Raw genomic sequence first — 24,235 nt, 5'->3', positions numbered from 1 at the left:
CGTTCACGTACATTCTTACGTGAGTTGACACGCAATAGCCATATCGATTTCTGTGCTGTAGTTCAGGGATGCAGAGTGTCCGCATCGGGGTTGCCTGCACGACGTTCGTTGTCTTGGACGAGACTGATCTTGCGGAGAAAACGGGGTTTGTCCGGGTTCAGCTTACGTGCAATCGAGAGGCTGTAGGCAAACAGTTGCGCGAACAGGGCGTTCTCCAGTGGATAGACAGTCGGGTCCGCATGGGGGATGCGAAACGCAATGTCACCGTACTGCAAGGCTCTGTCACTGTCGGAGACCACCAGCACATGAGCCCGCGTCGACTTGATACGCTCCAGAACTGCTATGTTGAGGTCCAGACATGCGTCGTTCGGAGCAAACATGATGACAGGCAGATCTGGATTGAGGACAGCCAGCGGCCCATGGATAAGGTCAACCGAGGAGAGACCCTGCGCATTGATATAGCAGGTCTCCTTCAGCTTCAGAGCGCCCTCCAGGGCATTCGCGTAGCAATAGCCTGTGCCCAACACGACAAAGTCATCAGTGAACGTGTAGCGCAGTGCTTGCTGACGCACTTCTTCTTCTCGCTCGACGATGCCTCCCAGACATTCGAGGACGGTACTGATGTCAAAGGCGTCGCCCCGGACGGCGTGGACCAGAAGGAGGAGTGCCGCCAGTGATGCAGTAAAGGTCTTCGTAGCGGCGATACTCTCTTCGGGTCCCGCCCGCAGAAACAGCGAATTAGGAGCTACTGTCCGATCGAGAGTGCTGCCCTGGACATTCATGACGCCGACTGTAAAGGTGCCGTCTTTGACGGCTTGCTCCGCAACCTTGCAAACATCTTCCGTCTCGCCCGACTGCGAAATGGCGATGACGGCGCCGCGCCGCATGCGGGGAGGCAGACCGTAGTTCGTGTACAACGACCCAAGCGCCAGAGCCACGGGAATTCGCAAGAGCGATTCAATAAGATACTGACCGTACATGCAGGCATGGTCCGACGTTCCACGTCCCGATTCAATGACGACGTCAGGATCAGTGGCGGCAAACCGCTGCCCGATTCCCTCGATCGACGGCCCTTCCTCGTGCGCAAGGCGCTCGAGAACTGAAACCGTCTCACGCACTTCCTGGATCATCAGCCGCTGTTCCACTGGTCCCTCCCTGTCACGCCAAGAGTGCACGCAGCCCGTTGATGGCAGCATCCCGCAACTGCTCCCCCTCGCCTTTGGCGATGAATGTCGTGAACGCCTCGTAGCCACCCTCGTCATATGCTGCTGCATCGGGGATATACCCCACATAATCTCCGCAGTACCCGGCGACCAGCACAACATGGTCTGGAAATGCAGCTCGAATGTCATTCCCCAGGCTGGAAAACAGCTCCCCGGGAATCCCGGCCACGAGTATGTCACCAAATCGAACCAGCGACAGACGTGAGTCGATGTATTCCACACTGCCTGCACTGTCGGCTATCCTGGCCGCAAAAGTCAGTCCCTCGATAGCCGATTGCAGGGGCCTCAGATTCCGCACCCGCTCCAACCGAGCTACTTCCAGCTTCTTCCGGGCGTCAGCAATGCGGCGCTCAAGGTCCTGCGCCGAGGGGAACTGCCTGGCTTTCAGCCTCAGGGGAACTTCGACAGCCCGCACCGCAAACGGTCCCTTCATTGGCTCCAGCACATCCAGACTTGCAGCAACACTCTCGGCCACGATGGTACCAATACGCTCCACCTCTGCAAAGTCGGAGCTCTGCCGGTAGAAGCGCGTACTCATGTCGCCGGCAGCCCCATTGAGGAACACGGGCATTGTGACAAAGGGCTCGAAGAGAGGCATGATGCTGGCGGCGAACCCCGGGAAGTCCGCGCTGTACAAGCGGTTCTCCTCGTGAAGGACAGTGGGGTGGCAGTCGAGGTTATAGATCACTGCGCATCGTGTGGTTGTTTCCACTTCCAGCACGCGCATCTGCACCTGCTCTGTGGTATGAACGCGTCGATTACCACAGATCGGTTGCTGCATGCTCGTTATGCCGCTATTGATAGTGCCTTCGCGAGCCCACCTGCAAGCTTTTCTGGCAGCGGTGACACATCCTGCGACCGTGCGCTTGAACAGCCTCTCGTCAAAAGTCCCAAGAAGCTGGGTGTCTTCCGCCGCTCCCGGCAAAGCGACCCGTCCGAGCCCGGAAGGTCCGGAATGCGTATGAATAGCCGCAACCAAACAACAGACGGCAGGTACGCCGGTCTCCTGCTCCACCCGTCTCCGTACCTCGTCCACGAACTGTCGGTCTACCTCGAGTGTGTCCACGACGATGAGCATCATGCGATTCCCGGGTCCGTCTGCCAGATACACTACCCTGGCCATGAGGTCGTCATGAACGCCCTCGGCAATGCGTTTGCCAAGAAATCCAGCCATCTGCAACCCGGCACGAGGGGTGATGACGGCGCTTCCACATCCAGTCTCAAGCATCGCATTCTCCCTTCACAAACGGCTCAACTGCAACCAGGACACCGAGGCCTTCGTTCGATGGCACCACGAATCGAGCGGCAACTTGCATTGTTCTGCCTGCATTCCCTACTGCTACGGAGACGCCTGCGGGGCTGACCATGGGAAGCTCCGCCTCATGTCTCCAATAGCAGTGTCGCCTTCTCTGGAAAGACTGAGCATTGCGACAAGGCACTATACAATTCATGATTGAGTTGGGATTCTTTACTGCGCTCCCGGCACATGCCTCGAAGAACGCCGAGTCCACCACGCGGGTATGAGACGGAGGAGGACGTACGACACGAAACCGATGGCGCTCACAACGTACCCTGGAATCCTTGCCCCGGGTACCATGGACAGAAGAGCTCCTGCCATCACGACCAGCACGGCCATAAACAGACGCTTGGCAGCATTGTCCATCGTCGACCAAGTCTGTCGTGTGCGCGGCTCCGAACCGTGCCGACCATTTCGTACCGGCGAACCGGCCTTGTTCTTGTGTTCACCCATTTCTGGTTCCTCCACAGTCAACAAGCATTGCGAGTTGACCAATCTGTCAGGAATACGATACTATCGTAGTCCAAATTGGTCAAAAGCAAGGGAATACGGTCTCGCTCACGGCAACGACTTGCACAGAGCAGCGTACCTATGCATCACGCTCATCCCAGCGCGTTCAGAGAAACTGCGTGCATCCTTCTCCACGGCCAGCCACCCGAGCGAGGCCCTTCTCATCCAGAGGTTGGCCATCTCGTCGAACATCAGAGCCATACCAATGCCCCTGCGTCACAACCCCCTTCGGTTCATCAAAGAAGGCGGTTAGTTACCCTTCAAACCACAGCTCGAACTTTAGTTGCTACATTGATGGGACGCACAGCACGTTGGTCAATGCTCGAGTTCCCTTTATGATATACTGCCCCTTGTAGTACAGGGTCGTCGAACTTCCGCCGTCGAGCGTCACCACGTTTGTGAAGAGTCCGAGCCGGGACAGCGCCAGGCTGACGTCGCCGAACTGCAGGCGCACCTTTGCCGGCGTCACGATGAAATATAGATGCTTCTGGTCGTCCATGCCGATGAATGCACGGGAACCAAGCTTGGCGGTGCGACTAATGTCCTTGTACTTCCGATAGTCGACATATGGCTTGCCTCCGAGCACGACGACGGGTCCACACTGCACAAACGTAGAACCAGTACAATCACGCGTACCCACGTAGGAGCGCAGGTCTGCTCCGGGCGACATTCGCAAAGCCGCAGCGACGGCAGGATTCCGTGCATACAGTGCTATCTGTCCCGCAGCCAGCGTCCGCGGCGTGAAGTACTTGCCGGACATGAGTCGGACAACCTTCCCTTGCTGAAGCACCGCAAGCACCTCGGTCGCCCCGACGGACAGGCCGCCCCTGAAGTAGTTGGAGTACAGAGAAAGCGATTGTGACGACGGTGCGGCCGGGGGCTGGTTGATGCGAGCTACGGAAAACTCCTTGCCCGTGTCCAGCCGTACGACCACGTGAGCTGTGCCTTCGACATAAAAGGGGGTATTGTCTGTGTCAATACCAATCGTCGAGACATACGTTCCCGAGTAGTAAACAGGCGTGCCCTGGTCCTGAACCGATCCACTCATGATATAGCTCGTCATATTGAAAGGTGTCGCGTTCATGAGTACAAGCGGTTTCAGACTGCTCACGTACGTAGATGGGAAGCGAGCGGTTCCCAGACCACCCATGGACTGGCAGCTCAGAACGTGGATTCCCTTGCCCGTCATGTCGATACGGATGATATTAAAGTCCACTGTCTGCATGAACACCTGTTCGCGACGAGTCTCAAAAGTGACGGCGCCAAAATCGACAGGTCCCACCACAACTGGATCCGGGGTAACCTTCGTGAACACCGACTCGCGGTCGACCGAACTGCGCGAATACTGCACAGAGAGCAGTAGCTGCACATCAGCAGCAGCGACCAGCACTTCACCGATCAACCCTCGCGGGGTCACGGAGAGTCCGACGACGTAACCGTCTAAGAGAACCTCGAGACTGCCTGGACTCACACGTATCGTGTGCTCGACGCTTGAAAGCGTGATGGCCAGGCTCTGGGGCACTGCCGACACACCAAAACCGAACTGCCTCGCAACAAACCCGATCGGGACGAGTGTCTGTTGAGAAGCCTGGTCAATCATCGGGGGAACGAGCATGGTTACCGTGCGACCGTCTACAACCGCCCGTGCACTGCCCGTCGTAAGGACAACCATTGTGCTTCGGGCGTGTGCAGCCGGCACCGGTGCACACAAGAGTATCAGTGTTACGACACCACACAACGCTTTTCGAGACAAGACCCTGAGCTTATGTACCATTTCACAATACCTCCAACACAAATACAGTATACACGCATATTTTAGACGGCCGAGCCTCTCTACTTGTTCCATATCCCCACTTGTCAGAACTTTCCTCCTCAGACTGAGCCCCTCAACGCGCCGCAGGATAGCCGCGCACGCCAGATTTGAGCTTTACAGAGGAAGTTTACGGGATATTATAAATATATGCTGACAGTGGGTAGAGTGGGGATGGTAACCTCGGTGAATACTGGTCGTTCTGGGTACCGGGGAGCATTCGCAGCGCAGTACGCCATGCGTCGCGCAGTCGGGCTTGCTGTCGTCGCAGTCCTGCTTCTCATACCGATATCCCGGGTCGATGCCACCACTCCGGTCGTGCCACCTCCCCAGCTGGTGGTTGCCGCCAACATCTACGCCGGCAGCGATCGGTTGGGAACGACAATGCTGGTCCTCGGGGGTATCGCCACCGTCCTGCTCGTCATCTACCTGCTTACTTCACGTGAACGCGCGGCACGCGCCGCCCGTGACCGGGCCGCCTACTATCAGCAGCTGTTTGCAGCAGTCCCGGAACCGGCCCTGCTTGTGGACAGCGCTGACGGACAGCTGCGCATCGAGGCCGTCAACAGAGCACTGTGTTCGCTTCTTGCTCGAAAAGAGTCTGACCTGCTCGGCGCCACACTGGGGTCCATCATGTTCGTCGGACAGGCAGATGTGTCGAAAACCCTGACGTCTCTGCTGGACCGAAGCCTTACGTCAACGCTGTGGCAGTTTGTCACATTTGACAGAGCCCTCATCCCTGTCGAAGTCATGATGTCGAACCTGCAGGCTCCAAGCAAACGGGTGCTCATCGTCGCACGTGACCTGCGGGACCAGCTCAAAGCCGAACAGACCGTTCGCACGGCGTACCAGCAGTATCACGCTCTGTTCGATGAAGCTCCCGATCCCATTCTGATCGTCAGCGACTACGTCATTACACAGGCAAACACCGCCGCAGGGCGAGTGCTTGGCACCACAACCAAACAGTTGACAGGAAAGATCATCCCGAATATCAGTCCCACCATGCAGCCCGACGGCCGTCCATCTGCCGACGCCATGCGCACGTTCGAAGACCAGGCCCTTGCCGGACAGGCACAGCGGTTTGACTGGGCCTTCGTCACCCATGACGGCCGACAGGTCATCTGTGAGGCTTCCCTGCAGTCCATACCATCTGCCGGGGCTTCAATTGTCCAAGGAATCTTCCGGGATGTCACAGAACAGCGACTCACAGAGGAACGAACTCGGCAGCTGGAAAAAGAGCTCTTGCAGTCACAGAAGATGGAAGCCGTCGGCAGACTCGCAGGGGGAATCGCACACGACTTCAACAATATCATGGGTGGGATCATGGGGCATGCGTCGCTGCTCAGGGTCGACGCAATGCAAGGGACTGAACTCTACCAGGGACTGGACACCATTGAACGCGCCGCGAGGCGTGCCGCTGAACTAACGCACCGATTGCTGTCCTTCTCGCGCAACGGCACACCGACAATCGCCGACGTCGATATCGGCGAGGTCCTGGCGGATACGCTCTCGATCACCATGCCGGGCTTTGACAAACGCACTGCCCTAGTACAAAGCATCTCTCCAGATTTGGCATACGTTCTCGGTGACCGGACGCAGTTGGAAGAGGTCATCCTGAACCTGGTCATCAATGCCCGCGATGCTATGGGACACCACGACGGCACACTCACGGTCGACGCCTGCAACGTCATCATCGACGAATCCTTCTGCGTCAGCCACGGCGTTCCTGTTCTCCCAGACGGCAGCTACGTACAGATCAGGGTGTCAGATACTGGTTGCGGTCTATCACCTGAGGCCAGGGACCACCTGTTCGAACCGTTCTTCACGACGCGGCCTGAAGGAACCGGGTTGGGACTGTCCATCGTCTGGCGCGTCGTGCACGACCACAAGGGAATCATCACCGTGGCTTCAGTGCCAAACCAGGGAACGACGTTCACACTGTACCTTCCGGCTGTCTCCCGTGCCGAAGCACAGGGAAGGGCTCGCCAGACACCCGTCTCCGGGTCGATGCCTCGGTCAGTGCGGGGAGAATCGGTGCTCATCGTGGATGACGAAGATGTTGTCCGCAGTGTTGCCGTCAAGGTCCTCTCGGGTCTCGGATATCACGTCACCGACACCGCCGATCCAGTGAACGCGCTCGCTATCTACAAGGATTCATGGCGGTCTATCGACCTTGTCCTGGTCGACATGATGATGCCGCACATGAATGGCAAGGACTTGTTCGAGAAGCTTCGTGAGATCAATCCGTCGGTGGCCGCAATCCTGATGTCCGGCTACGATGCGACTGACACTCCTTTCGCCAGTACGGGATTCGTGGCCTTCATCCCGAAACCTTACACGCTTCAGGAACTGGCCACACGTGTGCGTCAGTCTTTGTCCACTCCAGCCGCTCGGGCGTCCAGCCCATCGGAGGAACCGACCGTCTGAGAACCGCCTCCGGCGGATGAGTCAGCCACGGCGAATGTTCGCAGGCCCCGGAAGGCGCGGGGGGTAACGAAGACCAGCATCACCCCCAGGAATACGACACCAATGACCCCACTGACGAAGAAGCCCATATTGGCACCGAGGGCATCCGAGATCTTGCCCGCATAGAGCGCGCCGATGGGGGTCGAACCCACGAAGACGAGGTTGTAGGCAGCCATGACACGGGCGCGCATGTTGTCGGGTGACTGCATCTGGAGCGCCGTGTTGCACATCGTCGACAAAGCCGCCATGCCGAATCCACAGAAGACCAGCAGCAAGCCGGTCAAGTAAAAATTCCGCTGTATTCCGACGAGGATCATCGCAACCGCCAGGATGAACCCCGAACCATAAATGTAGGCAGGAGTCGGTTCCAGGCGTGCTCCACCGAGAGACATGAGTACCCCGGCGGCGAGTGCGCCTACTCCCATTGCCGACATCAGTCCCCCGTAGCCATCTGCCTGTAGGCCAAGAGTCAGCTGGGCAAAGCTGGGAATGGTGATGTTGAAATTGAGCAGGAACAGGCTGATGATGCCTGCTATCGCCAAGAGGCTTATGATGACTTGATTCTGGGCAATGTACTGCGTGCCCTCGCGGACTTCCTGGGCATAGCTCCCCATCTTGCTCTTGGTCGGCTTGCGGCCTGCTTTCATCAGGAGCAGGCTGATGATGACGGCTATGAAGCTGACCGAGTTCAGGGCAAATGTCCAAGGAATGCCCACGATGGCGATCAGGACCCCGCCGATACCAGGACCGATAACACGGGCGATGTTGAACATCGTGCTGTTGAGGGCAACAGCATTGACGACGGCAGACCTGTCGTTCACCTGTTCACCCACAAACGCCTGTCTGGTCGGCCAGTCGATAGCACTGATGAGGCCTGTGACGGCGGCAATAACCAGCACCTGCCAGTACTGCGCATGACCCCCAAACGTCACGGCAGCCAGAGCGGCGGCGGCCAGCGCATACATGATCTGCGTGAACAACAGGATCGAGCGCTTTGGAAAACGATCGATGATCGGTCCAATGAACACCGAGAGGATCAGAGACGGGAGAAACTGGATGCTGGTCAGCACCCCGAGCTTGAGGGGTGAGTTTGTCAGTTTGAGAACCAGCCAGGACTGCCCTGTGTTCTGGAGCCACGTACCGACAAGAGATACACTCTGGCCGGCAAACCAGAGCCGGTAGTCTTTGGACTCAAAAGCCGGTAGCCGCTTTCGAATGTTCACTCAGTCTCTTCCTTTCGCTAACCGAATTATCCGATGGCTACAGTCTACTCTCGTTGTTGTAGAGTCAAGAACCTAGTTCCTCACCATCTGGAGCACGGTCTGGACCGTCAGCGTCGTCGCCAGGATGATCATGACGATCGCCTGCGCCCATACCGCGATGTTCTTGCCCCGACTGTTGACGTACTCACCCATCAATGACTTGTCATTGATCAGTTTCAGCATGAGGATAAGTATCAGAGGAAGCAGGACCCCATTCGCCGCCTGCGAAAACAGCATGATGCCGATGAGCTTGCTCTCCGGTACGAACATGATCGTTCCCGCACCCAGCACGATAAGAGCCGTATATAGACTATAGAAGAGAGGGGCCTCGCGGAATGACTTTCCGACCCCCGACTCCCAGCCAAATGCTTCTGCCACGGAATACGCCGTCGAGAGAGGAAGGACCCCAGCAGCCATGATCGAGGCGTTGATCAAGCCGATGGCAAAGAGAATCGACGCGTATTTTCCCGCGAGTGGTGCCAGCGCGCCTGCCGCTTCTGCCGCTGTATTGACCCGGACGCCCGCCACAAACAGAGTACTTGCGCACGCGACGATGATGAAAAAGGAGACGAAGTTGGTGAGGAAACTGCCAATATAGGTGTCCAGAACCTCATAGCGATACTGCTTCAGATCGATCGCCTTCTCCGCGACCGAAGACTGCTGGTAGAACTGCATCCAGGGCGCAATCGTGGTTCCTATCGTCGCGATGAACAGCGAGATGAACTCGGGGTTCATCTGAAACGTCGGAACGACAACGGACTTGGCAACAACTCCCCAGTTGGGATGTGCCATGAAAGCACTGATGACATAGGTCAGGTACAGGACACAGAACACGAGCAAAACCTTCTCCACAGCACGATATGAACCCTTGACGACCAGAAGCCAGACGAAAAATGCAACGACAGGAATGACGAGGAAACGGTTCAGGCCCAGGATCGAGCTGGCTCCCGCTACGCCGGCAAATTCTCCCATGGTATTGGTCAGGTTGGTAAACACCAGCAGCAGCATGACCACCATGGTCACGCGAATGCCAAACCGTTCGCGGATCAGGTCTGCCAGTCCCTTGCCCGTGACCACGCCCATGCGGGCGCACATCTCCTGGATCATGGCCAACGTAAACGTAATCAGCAGGAGCATCCACAACATGGAGTACCCGAACCTGGCCCCGATGACACTGTAGGTGGTAATGCCCCCTGCATCGTTGTCGACGTTGCCCGTAATGATGCCGGGTCCAAGAACGGCGAGCATGATGGGCAGTGTCAGCGCAAAACGCTGGAACTTGCCCCTGACGCGTTCCCAGATTCGTGCCATGGCGCCAGGCTAGTCCATGGCCTGGTCGAGGACGTCATCGACCGTGACAATACCCTGCAGGACGCCCTCGTGGTCAACAACCGGCAGCGCAAGGTAGCTGTACTTGTCGATGATCTCCGCCACTTTGCCCTTCGGATCGTCCACGAACACGGAAACGGTGCGTTTCTGCATGATGTCGGCTACGGCGGTGCCGGGCTGCGCGACAATCAGCGCCCGCAGCGACAAGATCCCCACCAGATGCCCGTCATCATCAGTTACATACAGGTAGTAGATGGTCTCCGTGTCTGGAGCCTCCCGACGGAGAACCTCGATGACCTGCTCGGCCGACATCTCCTGTCTGATCTCGAGATAGTCGTTGGTCATGAGGCCACCGGCTGTATCCTCGTCATAGGCCAGCAGCTCACGAACGTCCTCACGTTCTTCCGGATCCATTTCCTGAAGCATCGCCTCCTGCGTTTCAGCCCGCGTGTCCTGCAGGATATCCGCAGCGTCATCTGGGTCCATCTCTTCCAGAATGTCGGCCGCACGGGCCACACCGAGCCGTTCCAAGATACTGACCTTGACTTTGTCGTCCTCCAGTTCGGCCAGCGTATCGGCTGCCTGCTCGTCGTTCAGCGCTTTGAACAGAGCGTCGCGCTCATTAAAATCCAGGTCGTCCGCGATGTCCGCCAAATCCGAAGGGTGCAGTTTCGAGAGCTCTTTCCACGTCGCCCTCACCTGCACGCTGCGAACATCACGCCCGAGGGGCTCTACAAAGCTCCACGGAATCGAGTTCTCGCCAATCTTGTGATGGCGTCGCCGTTCGATAATGTGGATGAGCCACGCGAATCCAGCTCTGCGCATGAAGCTCCGGAACCCGGCATCGGCCGCTATGACACGTAGCTGCCCGTGACTTTCCGCCAGCTCGATATCGTTCACACGCACGACCTTCGCACCGTGGATGTCGACAATCTGTTTGTCCAACACATGGTTGAGCAACAGCATGGAGGTGTCTTCCAGCTTGAAGTTGGGCTGAAGTTCGGCATCAGCGAGTTTGAGAGTACACTCTGTGATGCCCAGGCCGCGCACGTTATGCCACGCCACGCGCGTCAAGCCGCGCTGCGTCTTGACGAGAACAGCCACGACGACCGGGAACTTCTCGCCAGTCGCCACTTCAAGGTCAGCTATCGAGCCGACTACGGCTTGCTTTCGATCCAGAACGCGCATGCCAAGAATGTTACTGAGGTAGAACATTCGCGCCTCCTGGGGCGAGAGAATAGCACAGCGCCTGTATGCTACGCATGATGGCTTGCGGTGTCAAGCACACCCGTGAAGACGCGGCAATCAGCAGGGTGAACGCAGGCGCAGACGGCCTACGGACGGTCGTCGACCTCAACGCTGGAGATGGATGATATGGCTTCCTCGCCCATGAGGAGAGCCTCAGGAAGAAGCAAGTGCTCGATGACATTCTGGCGCCAGTCGATCGTGAACACAAGAATGAGCGAGAGGAAACCTGCCACCACGTTGCTGGCAGTCATGCCAATCCAGACGCCACGTGATCCGAGTTTAAGGGTCATGGCAAAGAACCACGCCAGCGGCACGCGCAGGCCCCATAGCCGAACCAGGTCCAGAATCATGTTTGGAACGTTGTGTCCTGAGCCCTGGAACGCCGACTGGACACCCATCATGAGCCCAAAGAACGGGTTGGCCCAGAGAAAGATTGACATGAAGAGAACGCCTTCGGCGATGATTTCCGGCTGGCTCGGAATGAACGCCCGGAACACCAGGGGCGTAATGAGGCGCAGAAGAACGCTCGCAACTGCCATCAGGCCGATGATGGCAGTCGTCCCCTGTCGCACGACGGCTGTGGCCCGTTCCTTCATGCCGGCACCCAACGCCCGTCCCACCATCGTGGCTATGCCCATGCCAGCCCCATCGTTGATGAGGGAAGTGATACTGAACATCCTATCACCAATCCCATACGCCGACAACGCAACCGTGGGGTTGGGGACGCGGCCGATGATGCCCGTCAGGACAATGAACCCAAAGGACGTACCGGATGCCCCGACTGATGCGGGAAGTCCGATGCGGAGGATGCGTTTGACCCAGCCAATCTCGGGACGCAGGTCGCCCCAGGTCACTCTCAGCTTTCGCCTCCCGGTCATGAGAACCGAGAGCGAGATAACGGCGGACAGGACCTGACATAGGACGGTCGCAAGAGCGGCACCGGCTACACCCATGTGGACAAACGGGCCCCATCCGAAGATCATCAGCGGGTCCAGGATGACATTCAGACCGACGGTGATCGTGTTGATGAGCATCGGCGTAACAGTATCTCCATAAGCATTCATGATCTGCGCGTACAGGGCCGAGACGAAGATGGCGGGCATCCCGATGAAGATGATCCGCGTGTAGCTTATCGCCATCGCCGAAATGGCCCGGTCTGGAGTCAGGACGGGGAGAAGAATCGGCGACAGCACCACGCCGATGATCGCCACAGCGAATCCAAGCAGGATTGCCAGAGACATGGTCTGACCAGCCGCCTTCTCCGCGTCAACCTCGTTGTGCGCTCCCATGAACTGCGAAACGAGAGCGAGACCTGCGGACCCGAATCCGAACGCGAATGCGACGAGGAACCATACAACAGGGCCTGACACCTGAAGCCCAGCGACTGCTGCCGCGTTCTCGGTCTTTGGAAGGTGCCCGACCCAGAACGTATCGGTCATGTTGTACACCATGTTGAGCAGGGAGCTTACCATGACGGGCCAGGACAGCCGGAACATTGTCGCCACCACTGGACCGTGAAGGATCTCCTCGCGCGTGGGCATCGTCGGACGCCGGCTCATGTCCGCCCCCCCTACACCCCGGGCTCGGCCGGCGTCGGGATCAACTCTGACGTGCCCGTCTCATCGGTCGCCTCAGCCAGTGCAAGCCTGTGTTCAATGACCTTGTGGTGCCAGTCGGCCGTTGCAAGAAACACCAGTGCCAGAACAGCCGCAAGGACGTTGCTGATCAGCATACCGGTCCAGATACCGCGCGATCCCATGTGCATGGCAAACCCAAAGAACCATGACAGCGGGACGCGAAGACCCCAGAGACGTACGAGCTGCATGATCATGGGCGGCGTGTTGTGCCCTGAACCCTGGAACGCCGACTGGACCCCGTTGACGATGCCAAAGAACGGAATGGAGGGGAGGAACAGGGACATGAACAGGATGCCTTCGCTGATGATCGCTGGCTGTGTTGGAATGAAGGCCCTGAACAACCATGGCGTGAAAACCCACAGAAGGATCCCTTCACCCACAAGCATGCCAAACATCAGCGCAGTGCCAGTCCATACGACACTGTTGGCTCGTTTCCGCAGGTCCCCGCCCAAAGCATGCCCGACCATCGTCGAGATGGCCAGCGACAGACCATCGATGGCAACGAAACTGATGTTGATGAAGCGGTCACCGATGCCATATGCCGAGAGTGCTACTGTAGCGTTGGGCACACGGCCGATGATGCCCGTCAGAACCAGAAACCCGAATGACGTCCCAGAGACACCAATGGAAGCAGGAAGGCCGATCTTGAGAATGCGCCTGTACCAGAACCAGTCCGGAAGAAGGTCGCGCCAGCTGACACGGAGACCATGTCTCCCCCTGAACAGTATGACCAGTGAGATGACTGCGGCGATGGCCTGGCAGATAATGGTGGCCACCGCAGCCCCTGCCACCGTCATGCGCGCGAAGGGCCCCCACCCGAAGATCATGAATGGGTCCAGGACAATATTAGCGAGGACGGTCGCCAAGTTTACGAGCATGGGCGTGATCGTATCCCCGTACGCTGCCATGACCTGGGCATACGCCGCCGCGACGAACTCAAAGGGCATGCCGATGAAGATGATACGCGTGTAGACCGTTCCGGCGCGGGCAACAGCAGGGTCTGAGGTGAGGAGCCTCAGCAGGGCAGGTGAGAAGATGACGCCTGTAACCATGATGAACAGCCCGAAGACAATCGACAGCGAAAGCGTCTTGGCAGCTGCCGTATTCGCTTCCTCCTTCCGATGAGCACCCATGTACTGGGACACGAGCGCCAGCCCTCCGGAGTTGAACCCGAAGGCAAATGCCATGAGGAAGAAAATGACCGGGCCGGCTATCTGAAGTCCGGCGACCGCGGAGGCATTCTCCGACACGGGCAAGTGACCTACCCAGAAGGTATCGGCCATATTGTACAGGTAGTGCAGCAGGCTGGAAATCATCAACGGCCATGCCAGTCTGAACATGATCCGGACGATGGGTCCCTCGAGTATCTCTTTTCTTGATGCGGTTCTTGCCACGGTCTCCTCCAGACGGTGGGGCACAAACCCGCACCTGCTTCAGACGTCTAGTAGTATACCCTTATTCGTACTACGAACAAGAAATGGCACGGATCCCTCATACAGAAGAGAGGCGCCGTATGGCGCCTCTCGTGGTCAGCTCAATCTCGATCGAAGCTAGTGGTTGTAGGGGCCGCCCTTGCCTCCCCTATGATCGCGCGGATCACCGTGCCCTCCGCTGGGACGGTGCACTGAACCAGAGCTTCCGCTTGGTCTGGAAGCACCAAAACTCCCACCACGTCTGTCACCCTGGGGGCGCCCGTCTCCACTTGAAGAACGACCAGAAGCATCAGGACGAGGTCCCCCACGATGCTCGTTCGGACGAGGACCGCCAGTGCTCTCGGTGCCGTCCGGACGGACGAAGCGCGGCAGCTCGGTCTTCGCCTTGCCATCCCAGATGCTGTAGGAACCGGTAGCCGCCTTCTCGTGGCTCACCGGCTTGATGTCGGGAGCATAGCGGCTTACAAACTTGCGATTCGGTTCCTCTGTGCCGCGAGGGCCTCTCCGATCAGAAGTACCACCGCGCGGAGAAGACTGAAACCTTCGATTGTCCGTACCTGGACGCCCCGTTCCCCGGCTCGTTCCTGGCGTGCCATCGAGTCGCGGCCCCTCCGTCCTGGGACGGTCAGAGTAGGGCCTGTCGGTATGCGGACGATCTGAATACGGTCTATCTGTATGTGGACGGTCCGAGGCAGAACGCTCTGTGTGCGGCCTGTCCGAATAAGGGCGGTCGGTATGCGGACGATCTGAATGCTCACCCTGGGGACGCGGGCGGCTGACATGCGTCCGATCGTCTTTGGATCCCGCACTTCCCGAGGGGCTGCTCTCGCCAGCGGCACCGTGATGCTCGCCGTGCCACACGTGCCCTTCCTGTCCACGATTGTTCGATCGCTCGTGGCGGTCCGGTTTGTCCTGATCGGCAGCGGCCATAGGCGTCGAAGGAGTCCTGCGCACCTCATGGGTATCTTCTTCTGTCCTGCGACGCCAATGAGCGTCGTCCTCTCCCTCAGGCGCGATGTCGAACATCCCGAACCCATGAGAGTTCTTGCCTCCCAGGCCCGACTCGTACAGGAACGACAGCAGCTTGGCATCTCCAGTCAACTGGAAACGTCCTGTATAGCCGCGCACAGGCGTGTCCTTGAACGAGATGACAGCCAGATGCGGCGTATGGTCGAGACAGATGATGCTGAAACCATCGCTGGGTGCCTTCTCCTGTGTCCAGGCGTAGTACTTGCGCACGGCATTGTCCAGAACAATCTTGGCGAATAACGGGTCGTCGGGCGCAAAGTAACGTGCGGAGTTGCTGTCCTTGCTCTCGCTCTGGTACACGGTGATGGGGCTGATGGTGCGAATGCGCCATGTCACCAACCCGTGAGCGGGTATGGTAACGGGGTAGGCGGCACTGACACGCACCGATTGCACGAGGTTCCGCTCGAGGTGAAGGTCATGGGCCTGCTCCAGGCGAGGCGAAAGCGCCTCGATGAACTCGGGGCTGGGCGACGACAGGTAGAACCAGACAGGTGAGGACATCACCAACTGATAGTGAACGTGTCCATCCGCTTCAGCTTCTTCACGCGGGGCGATGTCGATGCGCTCCACCGACTTCGCATAGAGCTGCGAGAAGGTGAAGAGCTTGAAATGGACCTCTTCCGTGCCCGTCGCGATGCCAGACCACTTGATGTCTTCGGGGATGCACGCATTGACAAGCCCCTGCACGTAGGGGTTGTACCCCTGAGGCAAAATGAACTTGTCGAGAGCGCTCTGTACTTCGATCCTGATACGCATGAAAACCTCCACTCAATTCAGAGAACAGACAACCGGAAAGGTGAGCCATTATGGCCATGACGCACCCCGCCACTGGGGTGCTCGTTCGAATGTCCTGCTATAGATAATATTATTGTAGGAGTTGTCAGGCGCGGTGCAACCACAACTTCAAGAGGAACGGGCAAGACCTGCCCGCAGACGCTTGATGACATTCCCGGGCCACATATACTCAGCTCATGAATCTGCGCACACGGATCCAGAAATCATTCAACGGTCATACTCCGCGTCTTCAGGCATTGGAACTCCTGAAGTACATTGGTCCCGGCTTTCTCGTAACCGTGGGCTTCATCGATCCCGGCAACTGGGCATCGAATGTCGCTGCAGGCTCGCTCTATGGGTACCGCCTCCTGTGGATGGTGACACTGTCGACACTGATGCTTATCGTCCTGCAGCACAATGCCGCCCACCTGGGCATTGTCACGGGTCTGTGCATCTCCGAGGCAGCCACGAAGTTCATACGTCCCTGGTTCGCTCACCTTGTTCTGGGCTCGGCCGTTGCCGCCTGCATCTCCACGGCCCTTGCGGAGATCATGGGAGCCGCCATCGGGCTCAACCTGCTGTTCAAGCTGCCTCTGCGTATCGGCGCCATTCTCGTGTCGACCGCTGTCATCTGGCTCCTTCTCAGCAACGGCTACCGGCGCATCGAGAAGCTCATCATCGCATTCGTGTCGCTGATAGGGCTTTCTTTCCTGTATGAGTTGTCGCTCGTGCGTATCCCCTGGGCAGAGGTGGCGACCGGGTGGGTTACCCCCGCCATACCCCTGGGCTCCATTCCTGTCATCATGAGTGTCCTCGGCGCCGTCGTCATGCCGCATAACCTCTTCCTGCACAGCGAGATCATCCAGAGCCGCCAGCTGAACCAGAAGGGTACAGACGTCATAGAAAAGCAACTCCGGTTCGAGTTCGTGGACACCCTGAACTCCATGGTGGTCGGCTGGGCCATCAACAGCTCCATGATCATCCTTGCCGCAGCGACCTTTTTTGCCAGCAGAACCACCGTCACAGAACTTGGACAGGCACAGGCCATGTTGCGGCCCATGCTGGGTCAGGCAGCCGCCATCGTCTTCGGTGGAGCACTACTCATGGCCGGCCTCTCATCTTCAGTTACTGCGGGCATGGCAGGTGGCAGTATTGTTGCCGGCATGTCGGGGGAACCCTATGATCCGTCGGACAATCACACTAGGCTGGGCATCATGATAACACTGCTTGGGGCTCTGCTGATTGCGCTCGTGATCACCAACCCGTTCAAGGGCCTGATCTTCAGCCAGATAGCACTCTCCATTCAGCTACCGTGGACGATCATCCTGCAGATTCTGCTCACCTCAAACCCGCGCGTGATGGGAAAGTATGTGAACACTATACTCGACCGCGTCCTCCTGTGGACGACGACGGTCGTCGTCAGTGGCCTCAACGTCCTTCTCCTGGTCGACACGCTTCGCAATCTCCTTCGTTAGCGGCAGAACGGGCAGCTCACGCTCTTGCGCTCTTGACAAGACAACCGGCTTGGCTTTAATGAACTCGGCAGAAGGGAAGGGTGCCCCTTATTTGGCCATCCCAAGTCGGACCACGCGGGAAGAAAGGAGTTGTACTGTGACAAACTCAAAAGCAGAAGCACGCTGGAGAAGGCAGATCGCCGTCGTTCTAGCCATCATCGTAGCGACAGCCTCCTCGGTGGTTCTCTCTCCTGCCCCACGCGTCAGCGCTGGGACGTACAACCCTCTCAAAGCCATCCAGTATGCGGACCAGTGGTGGAACAAGCGCAATCCCAAGTTCCAGAGCTACGGCTTCGGTGATTGTGCCAACTTTGTTTCACAGTGCCTTATTGCAGGCGGCCTCAACCTGCGGGCAAGCTCTTCGGCCGACACGAGGGGTTGCATTGCGCTCTGCATGAACCTGGACACTTTCCTGACGAACACCCTCAAAGCCACTGTCTGGAAGATGTCCTCGAGTTCGCGTGCACCGACCGGCCTGCAACCCGGCGATGTCGCCATTTTCGGCAACTGGCTGGGCCTGCGTCACGCCGTATTTGTCTCGGCCAAGCAGTCGAACGGCCAACCCCTTTTCAACGCCCACACGTATGACCGGAAGAAAACAACCCTAGGCTGGCTGTTCAGCGGCTGGACGTACGTCAAGTACTACCACATCGTCAAGTCGCCGGTCACCGTCGCAGTGGCTCCCAAGCCTGCAACTTCTGCAAAGACAGCCGTTGTGGCCCAGCCTGCCGTGACGACGAGAAGTTCAGTCCCTGCCACGATTCTCAACCCTCAACCCGAACCAGTCGAACCCGAAAGTCTTGTCACGACGCTTGCTCCGTCATCGATAACGTCGACGTCGGCAATGCTGAAGGGAGTCATCAGGCCTGATGGTCAGCCAGCCCTTTGGTTCTTCGAATATGGTGCTTCGGAAACCTACGACTACGCCACGGACAAGCAGGGTCCACTTCTCGGATACGTGACATGCAATGTCGACCTTGCAGTCACGGGGCTCAAACCAGACACGCTATATCACACGCGTCTGGTGCGGGTCGCACCAGATGGCAACCTCACGACAGGATCGGACACCACGTTCCGAACCCCAGAGGCTCCCCGCACAGGCATACCCCAAGACTGACGACAGCTCAGGAGCGGCGATTCACTGCTGTTCACGATTCTGTGTTACATTTTCTACATCCGAAGTAGACTGACAGTCGACGCCCCACCACGACGGAAAAGGCGGGGAACGCCCGGGGAGGCGACGGCACTATGACAGCGCGAACGTTTACTGTTCACAACAAGAGTGGGTTGCATGCACGTCCTGCCACGTTGTTCGTTCAGACAGCGGTGCACTTCAAGTCAAGGATCAGAATCACCCGTGAAGGCCGTACAGTAGATGCCAAGAGTATCCTCGGCGTGCTTTCCTTGGGCGCTGGCAAGAACTCTGTCATCGAGGTGGAGGCTGAAGGAGCTGATGAGACTGTAGCACTCGACGCTCTGGAGACTCTGCTGACAACCACCATCGGCGAAGAGGAATGAGCACCCTCAAAGGAATTGCTGCATCAGCAGGCATCGCCATCGGTCGAGTATACATCTACCGCCCGGACGACATCATCCTGGATCTCGAATCTCACGACTCCATCTCCGGGGAGGAGAAACTCAAGGCGATCAGTCTAGCAAACGAGAGCGTCCATCGTCAGGTCAAAGCGCTATACACACGTATGAAAGAGCAGGGCAAGAGCAAGGAAGCCGAGATCTTCTCCGCCTATGAGATGTTCCTGGACGACCCGACGCTGCAGCAGGCCATGGAACGGTATGCGCGAGAAGGATACAGCACCGCAGCAGCCGTACACCGTGCCTATGAGGACAGTGCCCAGCTAATGGACAACCTGGCCGACGCCTACTTCCGTGAGCGGGCCAAGGATATCCGGGATGTCGGGGATCGTGTGGTCCGCGCCCTGTTGGGGATGCCCAAGGCCGACCTGCGCGCCCTGCCGTACCCGGCGATCGTCGTTGCGCGTGACCTTGCTCCAGCGGATACCGCATCCGTCGACCGCGAGAATGTGCTGGGCTTTGTGACAGAGCAGGGTAGCACAACAAGCCATACGGCCATCCTTGCTCAGGCACTCGGCCTTCCCGCCGTCGTCGGCCTAGGCACGGCGCTTGCAGGCGTCGATGAACACGTACGCCTGGGCGTCGACGGAGCCGCCGGGACGGTTGTTCTGGACCCCACCCCCGAGGAACGTGCGACCCTCGAAGAGCGCGCCCGCGCTCTTGCAGCAGAACAGGAGCTCCTGACCCAGTACAAGGATAAGGAAGTGGCCCTCAGGAACGGCAAGCGTATTGAGGTTTCTGCCAACATCGGCGGCCCTGGTGACGTCGCCACGGCCCTGCGGTTCGGCGCCGACGGGGTCGGCCTGTATCGCACGGAGTTCCTGTTCCTCGACCGGGACAGCCCACCCACCGAGGAAGAGCAGGTCGAAGCGTACCGCGCTGTTCTCACTGCATTTGGCAGCAAGCCTGTCATCATTCGGACCCTTGATATCGGAGGAGACAAACAGATCCCATACCTGCACCTGCCCGCCGAGGCCAACCCGTTCCTCGGCGTACGCGCGACCCGTCTTGGCCTGCGCAGACCAACACTGTTCAAGACTCAGCTGCGCGCCATTCTGCGGGCGAGCACGGCTGGCACGACGCGAATCATGTACCCGATGATCGCCGTCGCTGAAGAGATCGAACAGACCAATCTCCTGCTCCAGAGCGTGCGCAAGGAACTGGACGCAGAAGAGATCGCGTATGACCACGACCTCGAGGTCGGCATCATGGTGGAAATCCCGTCTGCGGCCCTCGATGCGGAGCGTCTTGCCGACAGAGTCGACTTCTTCTCAATCGGTACCAACGACCTGACACAGTACACCTTTGCCGCCGATCGAACGAACCGCGACCTCAACTATCTGTACCAGCCGCTGCATCCAGCCGTGCTATCACTCATCCGCATGACCATCGAAGCGGCACACGCCCATGGCAAATGGGTGGGCGTCTGTGGGGAATTGGCAGGCGACCCGCAGGCAATCCCTGTTCTTATCGCCATGGGCATCGACGAACTGTCCATGTCCTCCGCAAAGATCCCGCGCGCCAAGCAGATCATCCTGTCCCTCTAGCCGCCTCTTTTCTCGTGGAACAACAACCGGCCCCGTTCAAAGGCGGGGCCGGTTCTGCTACTGCCGTGAAACAATGGGGAAAGACCCCACTTCTGTTACACCCGAGCGACGAAGAAGACGCGGGGCTCAGACTCCGGGTCGGCAAGAGGTACGGTCAGGTCTGCGGCACGCGCCTGGTAGACCGCACTGAACCCGACCTCCAGCAACGCCGTGGTCACCTCTCGCACCGACCACGCGTTTTCCACGAATGTCTCGTCGAAGCGAAGCCAGCTGCCCGACTCCTGCCGGACAAATCCAGAGATCTTGATGCGCCCCTGACGCTTGCCTTCGTCGTACATGCCGCGGTTGATAACCATCGCATCCAGGGCGTCCTCCACGGTCACATTGTTCCAGCGTCGCAGTCCCATCACCGTATTGAGGTCAAACACAAACAAGCCTCCAGGCAGCAGACATTGGTGCACACAGGCGAAACAGGACAGCAAGCTGTCGATGCCGGACAGGTGGTTGAGGGCGTCGAACGTCGACACGGCAAGCCCAAACCGCGAGGATAGCGAGAAGTCGGCCGCGTCACCCTGGACAAGGGAGACCTCGCCAGAGGATACGAACGAAGCGCAATTGATGCGCGCATGGGCTAGCATGGGTTCCGAGTTGTCCAGACCAGTCACGACATACCCCGCCTGCAGGAACTGCAGCGCCAGCTGCCCAGTGCCACAGCAGACGTCGAGCAGCGACCGCTCGCCCCGGGGACAGACCTCCTCGTACAAGGTCCGCAGCCTCGGCCCGACCAGCGTTACAAACCCGGTCCATCGTTGGTTGTATGCCTGTGCAAATGGTGCCGTGTAAGACGACTCCATGCGAACCTCCCACCAGTGCGCTTCGAGCCAATCTAGCACCAGCACGCCCCGGGGTCAACACCGATGATGCTGACAGGCCGGTCCGCCTCAGGCAAGAGGAATCGGCCAGAAATGACGACAGCGCCCCTCCACATGGAGAGGCGCTGTAACACTAGTGTGGCCTGTCCCCAAAGTACCTGATGTTACAGGGCTAGGCGATGACACTCCATTGCGAGGGCTTGACCTCGTCGCCGAAGGTCTTCTGTGCTTCCAGCAGACGTGCACGCTGGGCCTCGAGCTCGGTGAACAGGACCTCAGGCGTGTCGTGCGTGCTGTTCTTCCAGCTTGCAATGACGCGGTCGATCTTGCTCAGGTTCTCGGGGATGCGCAGTGAGAACTCGGCCTCGTACTCCTCGTGCGTGTACTCGCGACCGATGATGTCCTTGAACAGCGGGGCAAGGTCTTTGTACTCCGGGATCCAGCCCGTTACGGTCTTGATGGCCTTGACGTCACCGTTGCAGCGCAGCTCCATCCATTTGTACCAGACCTTCTTATCATTCTTGCCGTTGAGAAACTTGCCGTGGCGGCTCTGGAGGAAGTAGTTGACGCCGAAGATCTTTGGCAGCCACTTGGCTCCCTTGGCGAAATCGACGTTGATCTGCAGGTACTTGCCCAGCGGGATGGATAGGAAGTCCAGGTTTGACATCGGGTTGTGCTGACGCACGCCGGCCTTGCCAATGGTCGCAGCTGTCGTTTCGGACTCGATAGATGCGCCAAAGGCGACGATGCCATGAGCCCAGTCGATGGATTCCTCTACTGGGACCCAAGTGTCCGAATCGCGACCGCCGTAGACATATGCGCTGACCTCGACACCGTCAGGATTGTCCACGTTCTTGTCCAGGTTCTCAAGCATGCCCAGTCCCAGCGTGAAGCGGGCATTTGCGTGAGAAGCGGGCACGGGCTTGCCATCCTTGTCGAGCTTGCCCGGGGTCCACTCGCCCTTGAAGTTGACACCGTGCTCAGGGACCGCTGCGTCCTTGCCCTCCCAGTATACCCCGCCGTCATCGGTCCTGAGGACGTTGCTGAAAATGACTTGATGACCGGGCGCATGAAGTGCCTTCCACTGGATAGGGTCGTCTTTGCTGTTGACACCCAGGATGATACCAAACATGCCGTGCTCGCAGTTGACTGCTCGCACGACACCATCGATCTTACGGAGATAGGCGATGTCGTCGCCAACGATGCTCTCGCCGTCCAACATAGCGGTCGAGGTCTTGCCACACATCGAGGGGAACGCGCCCGTGAAGTAGGTGACGCGACCATGAGGCCCGTGGATGCCCATGACCAGCATGTGCTCGCACAGCCAGCCCTCCTGCGACCCGCGGTGGATGGCAAGGCGCATGGCCATCTTCTTCATGCCCAGCGTGTTGCCGGCATACTGTGTGTTGGCGCTATAGACAGTATCGTCCTTGAGGTCGATGTAGATACGGCGTTTGTCTATGTTCTTCGTCGTCTTGCTCTCGGTCAGCTCGCCCTCGGAGTGCACGAACTTGAAAAAGTGTGCCTGCTCACCCTGGCGGATAAACTCCTCATAGCCAGGCCGATACAGCAGCTTCTCCGAATGTGCGACATAGGGGCTGTCGGTAAGTTGAACTGCGGGGATAGCGAACTCGGAACCGTTCGGCCCCAGCGTAGCAAAGACGATCAGCATCTGACGTCCGCGCATAATGCCGTCCATGACCTCGCCTATGTCTTTGAGACCCTCGGTGCGGTCGCGAGTGGAAATCTCGGGACCCATCTCTTCGCCCGGGTCTACCAGGATGTTCGTGTGCTCTTTGTCGCGACCCTGATCGAGAGGCGAATCGAAGTGAATCGTATGGCCATTCATTGCCAGGCGCTGCTCCTCCCCATCGTGGATGGCCTTCTCGCTAATGTAGGAGAGATCCCCGGTCGAGTCATCACAGACGAAGACACTCGCTGGATCGAGCAACTTGATGAAGTGGGCAATGAAATCGTACAGTTTCCCATTTGAGATCTTGGTGAGCTTCGCGTACTGCTCCCCGCCGAGCCGTTCCTCCAGAAACTTGGCGACGTTGTCGTCCATGCGCACACCTCCATCGATGTTGGCCCACCGGCCATTGTCACTACTTCAATATAGTACACCATTGTGCGAAAACACACAGGTCACAGCCATCGACTGACCGGTCGAATCATCAGTTCGCAAGCACTTTCGGGTTGAATCGACGTGCAAAGACGGCGGGGACCATAACCTCGCGAAGGGATTTGCGTGTCCCTCCAGGTGTCAGGACCGGATCATCGTCAGCAGCCAGATACATGGTTCCAGCGCATCCACTGCGTGAACGACACCACCCGGCATGACGATGGCGTCCCCCGCTGTCAGGGTGTGGTGCACGCCGTCAAGGATGATGTCGACGCTCCCCTGGAGTACTGCCACGAGCGCGTCAAACGGGGCCGTGTGCTCACTCAGCTTCTGCCCCTTGTCAAACGCGAACAGCGTAACTGTCCCCGTTGGCCGCTCGATCAGCGTCTTGCTGACAACTGCTCCCGGCTGGACCGTGATGAGGTCGACCAGCCGGGACTGCTTACCGTGAAGCTCGTTTGTCGCCATGGAATACCTCTTTTTGTATTATATCAGGATACGCGATGCTGGGCAACAGTCCACAGTCGGCCGGGTAACCCCGGGAACCGTGTCGGCACTCCATACGTCCT

Annotated in this window: 19 protein-coding genes; 5 read left to right on the top strand and 14 right to left on the bottom strand. The window is 58.4% G+C overall.

What is annotated here, in order from left to right; genetic code table 11:
- Positions 1-62 precede the first annotated feature (62 nt).
- From SMC1_RS07640 to SMC1_RS07625, 5 genes are all read right to left on the bottom strand, one after another.
- The gene (locus SMC1_RS07640; RefSeq protein ID WP_165849326.1) at positions 63-1,145 is read right to left on the bottom strand and encodes an SIS domain-containing protein; all 1,083 of its coding nucleotides are present in this window, start codon (positions 1,143-1,145) and stop codon (positions 63-65) included.
- Between the two features lie 13 nt (positions 1,146-1,158).
- On the bottom strand, positions 1,159-2,451 hold the full coding sequence (locus SMC1_RS07635; protein ID WP_119086187.1) for a neutral/alkaline non-lysosomal ceramidase N-terminal domain-containing protein: 1,293 nt from the start codon (positions 2,449-2,451) through the stop codon (positions 1,159-1,161).
- Positions 2,452-2,691: 240 nt separating this feature from the next.
- Positions 2,692-2,973: a hypothetical protein gene (locus SMC1_RS07630; RefSeq protein ID WP_119086186.1), complete on the bottom strand. Its 282-nt coding sequence runs from the start codon at positions 2,971-2,973 to the stop codon at positions 2,692-2,694.
- A 105-nt stretch (positions 2,974-3,078) separates the two neighbouring features.
- Positions 3,079-3,231: a hypothetical protein gene (locus tag SMC1_RS10660; RefSeq protein WP_165849325.1), complete on the bottom strand. Its 153-nt coding sequence runs from the start codon at positions 3,229-3,231 to the stop codon at positions 3,079-3,081.
- Positions 3,232-3,316: 85 nt separating this feature from the next.
- Entirely contained in the window at positions 3,317-4,804 is a 1,488-nt protein-coding gene (locus SMC1_RS07625) for a stalk domain-containing protein (RefSeq protein ID WP_207799361.1), read from the bottom strand.
- 222 nt (positions 4,805-5,026) lie between these two features.
- On the opposite strand from SMC1_RS07625, the gene SMC1_RS07620 reads away from it, so the two are divergent.
- Entirely contained in the window at positions 5,027-7,267 is a 2,241-nt protein-coding gene (locus tag SMC1_RS07620) for an ATP-binding protein (RefSeq protein ID WP_207799360.1), read from the top strand.
- Here the strand turns inward: SMC1_RS07620 and SMC1_RS07615 are convergent.
- The 6 genes from SMC1_RS07615 to cas6 form a co-directional block, all read right to left on the bottom strand.
- A complete protein-coding gene (locus tag SMC1_RS07615) occupies positions 7,207-8,529 on the bottom strand; it encodes an MFS transporter (protein WP_119086183.1) in 1,323 nt (440 codons plus the stop codon). The two genes, SMC1_RS07620 and SMC1_RS07615, sit on opposite strands and share 61 nt — an antisense overlap.
- A gap of 72 nt (positions 8,530-8,601) precedes the next feature.
- The gene (locus SMC1_RS07610) at positions 8,602-9,879 is read right to left on the bottom strand and encodes an Nramp family divalent metal transporter (protein WP_119086182.1); all 1,278 of its coding nucleotides are present in this window, start codon (positions 9,877-9,879) and stop codon (positions 8,602-8,604) included.
- 9 nt (positions 9,880-9,888) lie between these two features.
- Positions 9,889-11,112 carry a magnesium transporter gene (locus tag SMC1_RS07605; RefSeq protein ID WP_119086181.1) on the bottom strand — a complete coding sequence of 408 codons (1,224 nt, stop codon included), beginning with the start codon at positions 11,110-11,112 and terminating at the stop codon, positions 9,889-9,891.
- Between the two features lie 119 nt (positions 11,113-11,231).
- Positions 11,232-12,704, bottom strand: coding sequence for an MATE family efflux transporter (locus SMC1_RS07600; RefSeq protein ID WP_119086180.1), 1,473 nt, complete (start codon positions 12,702-12,704; stop codon positions 11,232-11,234).
- Positions 12,705-12,715: 11 nt separating this feature from the next.
- Positions 12,716-14,176 (bottom strand): MATE family efflux transporter, encoded by a 1,461-nt coding sequence (locus SMC1_RS07595; protein ID WP_119086179.1) that lies wholly within the window; start codon positions 14,174-14,176, stop codon positions 12,716-12,718.
- Between the two features lie 156 nt (positions 14,177-14,332).
- Positions 14,333-16,000: a CRISPR-associated endoribonuclease Cas6 gene (gene cas6, locus SMC1_RS07590; protein ID WP_119086178.1), complete on the bottom strand. Its 1,668-nt coding sequence runs from the start codon at positions 15,998-16,000 to the stop codon at positions 14,333-14,335.
- Positions 16,001-16,215: 215 nt separating this feature from the next.
- Here cas6 and SMC1_RS07585 point away from each other — a divergent pair, with 215 nt between their 5' ends.
- From SMC1_RS07585 to ptsP, 4 genes are all read left to right on the top strand, one after another.
- Positions 16,216-17,493: an Nramp family divalent metal transporter gene (locus tag SMC1_RS07585; protein ID WP_119086177.1), complete on the top strand. Its 1,278-nt coding sequence runs from the start codon at positions 16,216-16,218 to the stop codon at positions 17,491-17,493.
- Positions 17,494-17,629: 136 nt separating this feature from the next.
- Complete coding sequence (locus SMC1_RS07580; RefSeq protein WP_165849323.1) at positions 17,630-18,649, top strand: amidase domain-containing protein; 1,020 nt, start codon at positions 17,630-17,632, stop codon at positions 18,647-18,649.
- A 131-nt stretch (positions 18,650-18,780) separates the two neighbouring features.
- Positions 18,781-19,050 carry an HPr family phosphocarrier protein gene (locus tag SMC1_RS07575; protein ID WP_119086175.1) on the top strand — a complete coding sequence of 90 codons (270 nt, stop codon included), beginning with the start codon at positions 18,781-18,783 and terminating at the stop codon, positions 19,048-19,050.
- Positions 19,047-20,672 carry a phosphoenolpyruvate--protein phosphotransferase gene (gene ptsP, locus SMC1_RS07570; RefSeq protein WP_119086174.1) on the top strand — a complete coding sequence of 542 codons (1,626 nt, stop codon included), beginning with the start codon at positions 19,047-19,049 and terminating at the stop codon, positions 20,670-20,672. The genes SMC1_RS07575 and ptsP overlap by 4 nt, the downstream gene beginning before the upstream one ends.
- 95 nt (positions 20,673-20,767) lie before the next feature.
- On the opposite strand, the gene SMC1_RS07565 is transcribed toward ptsP, so the two are convergent.
- The 3 genes from SMC1_RS07565 to SMC1_RS07555 all read right to left on the bottom strand — a co-directional run bounded on the left by SMC1_RS07565 (position 20,768) and on the right by SMC1_RS07555 (position 24,134).
- Positions 20,768-21,526, bottom strand: a complete 759-nt coding sequence (locus SMC1_RS07565) for a class I SAM-dependent DNA methyltransferase (protein WP_119086173.1) — start codon at positions 21,524-21,526, stop codon at positions 20,768-20,770.
- 190 nt (positions 21,527-21,716) lie between these two features.
- Positions 21,717-23,609, bottom strand: coding sequence for a phosphoenolpyruvate carboxykinase (GTP) (locus tag SMC1_RS07560; RefSeq protein ID WP_119086172.1), 1,893 nt, complete (start codon positions 23,607-23,609; stop codon positions 21,717-21,719).
- A gap of 198 nt (positions 23,610-23,807) precedes the next feature.
- Entirely contained in the window at positions 23,808-24,134 is a 327-nt protein-coding gene (locus SMC1_RS07555) for a cupin domain-containing protein (protein WP_119086171.1), read from the bottom strand.
- Positions 24,135-24,235 lie beyond the last annotated feature (101 nt).

It is taken from the genome of Candidatus Cryosericum septentrionale, assembly GCF_003570995.1.
GTDB lineage: Bacteria > Caldisericota > Caldisericia > Cryosericales > Cryosericaceae > Cryosericum > Cryosericum septentrionale.
The sequence above is the reverse complement of the archived record's forward strand: the minus strand, read 5'-3'. Positions and strand labels throughout refer to the sequence as shown.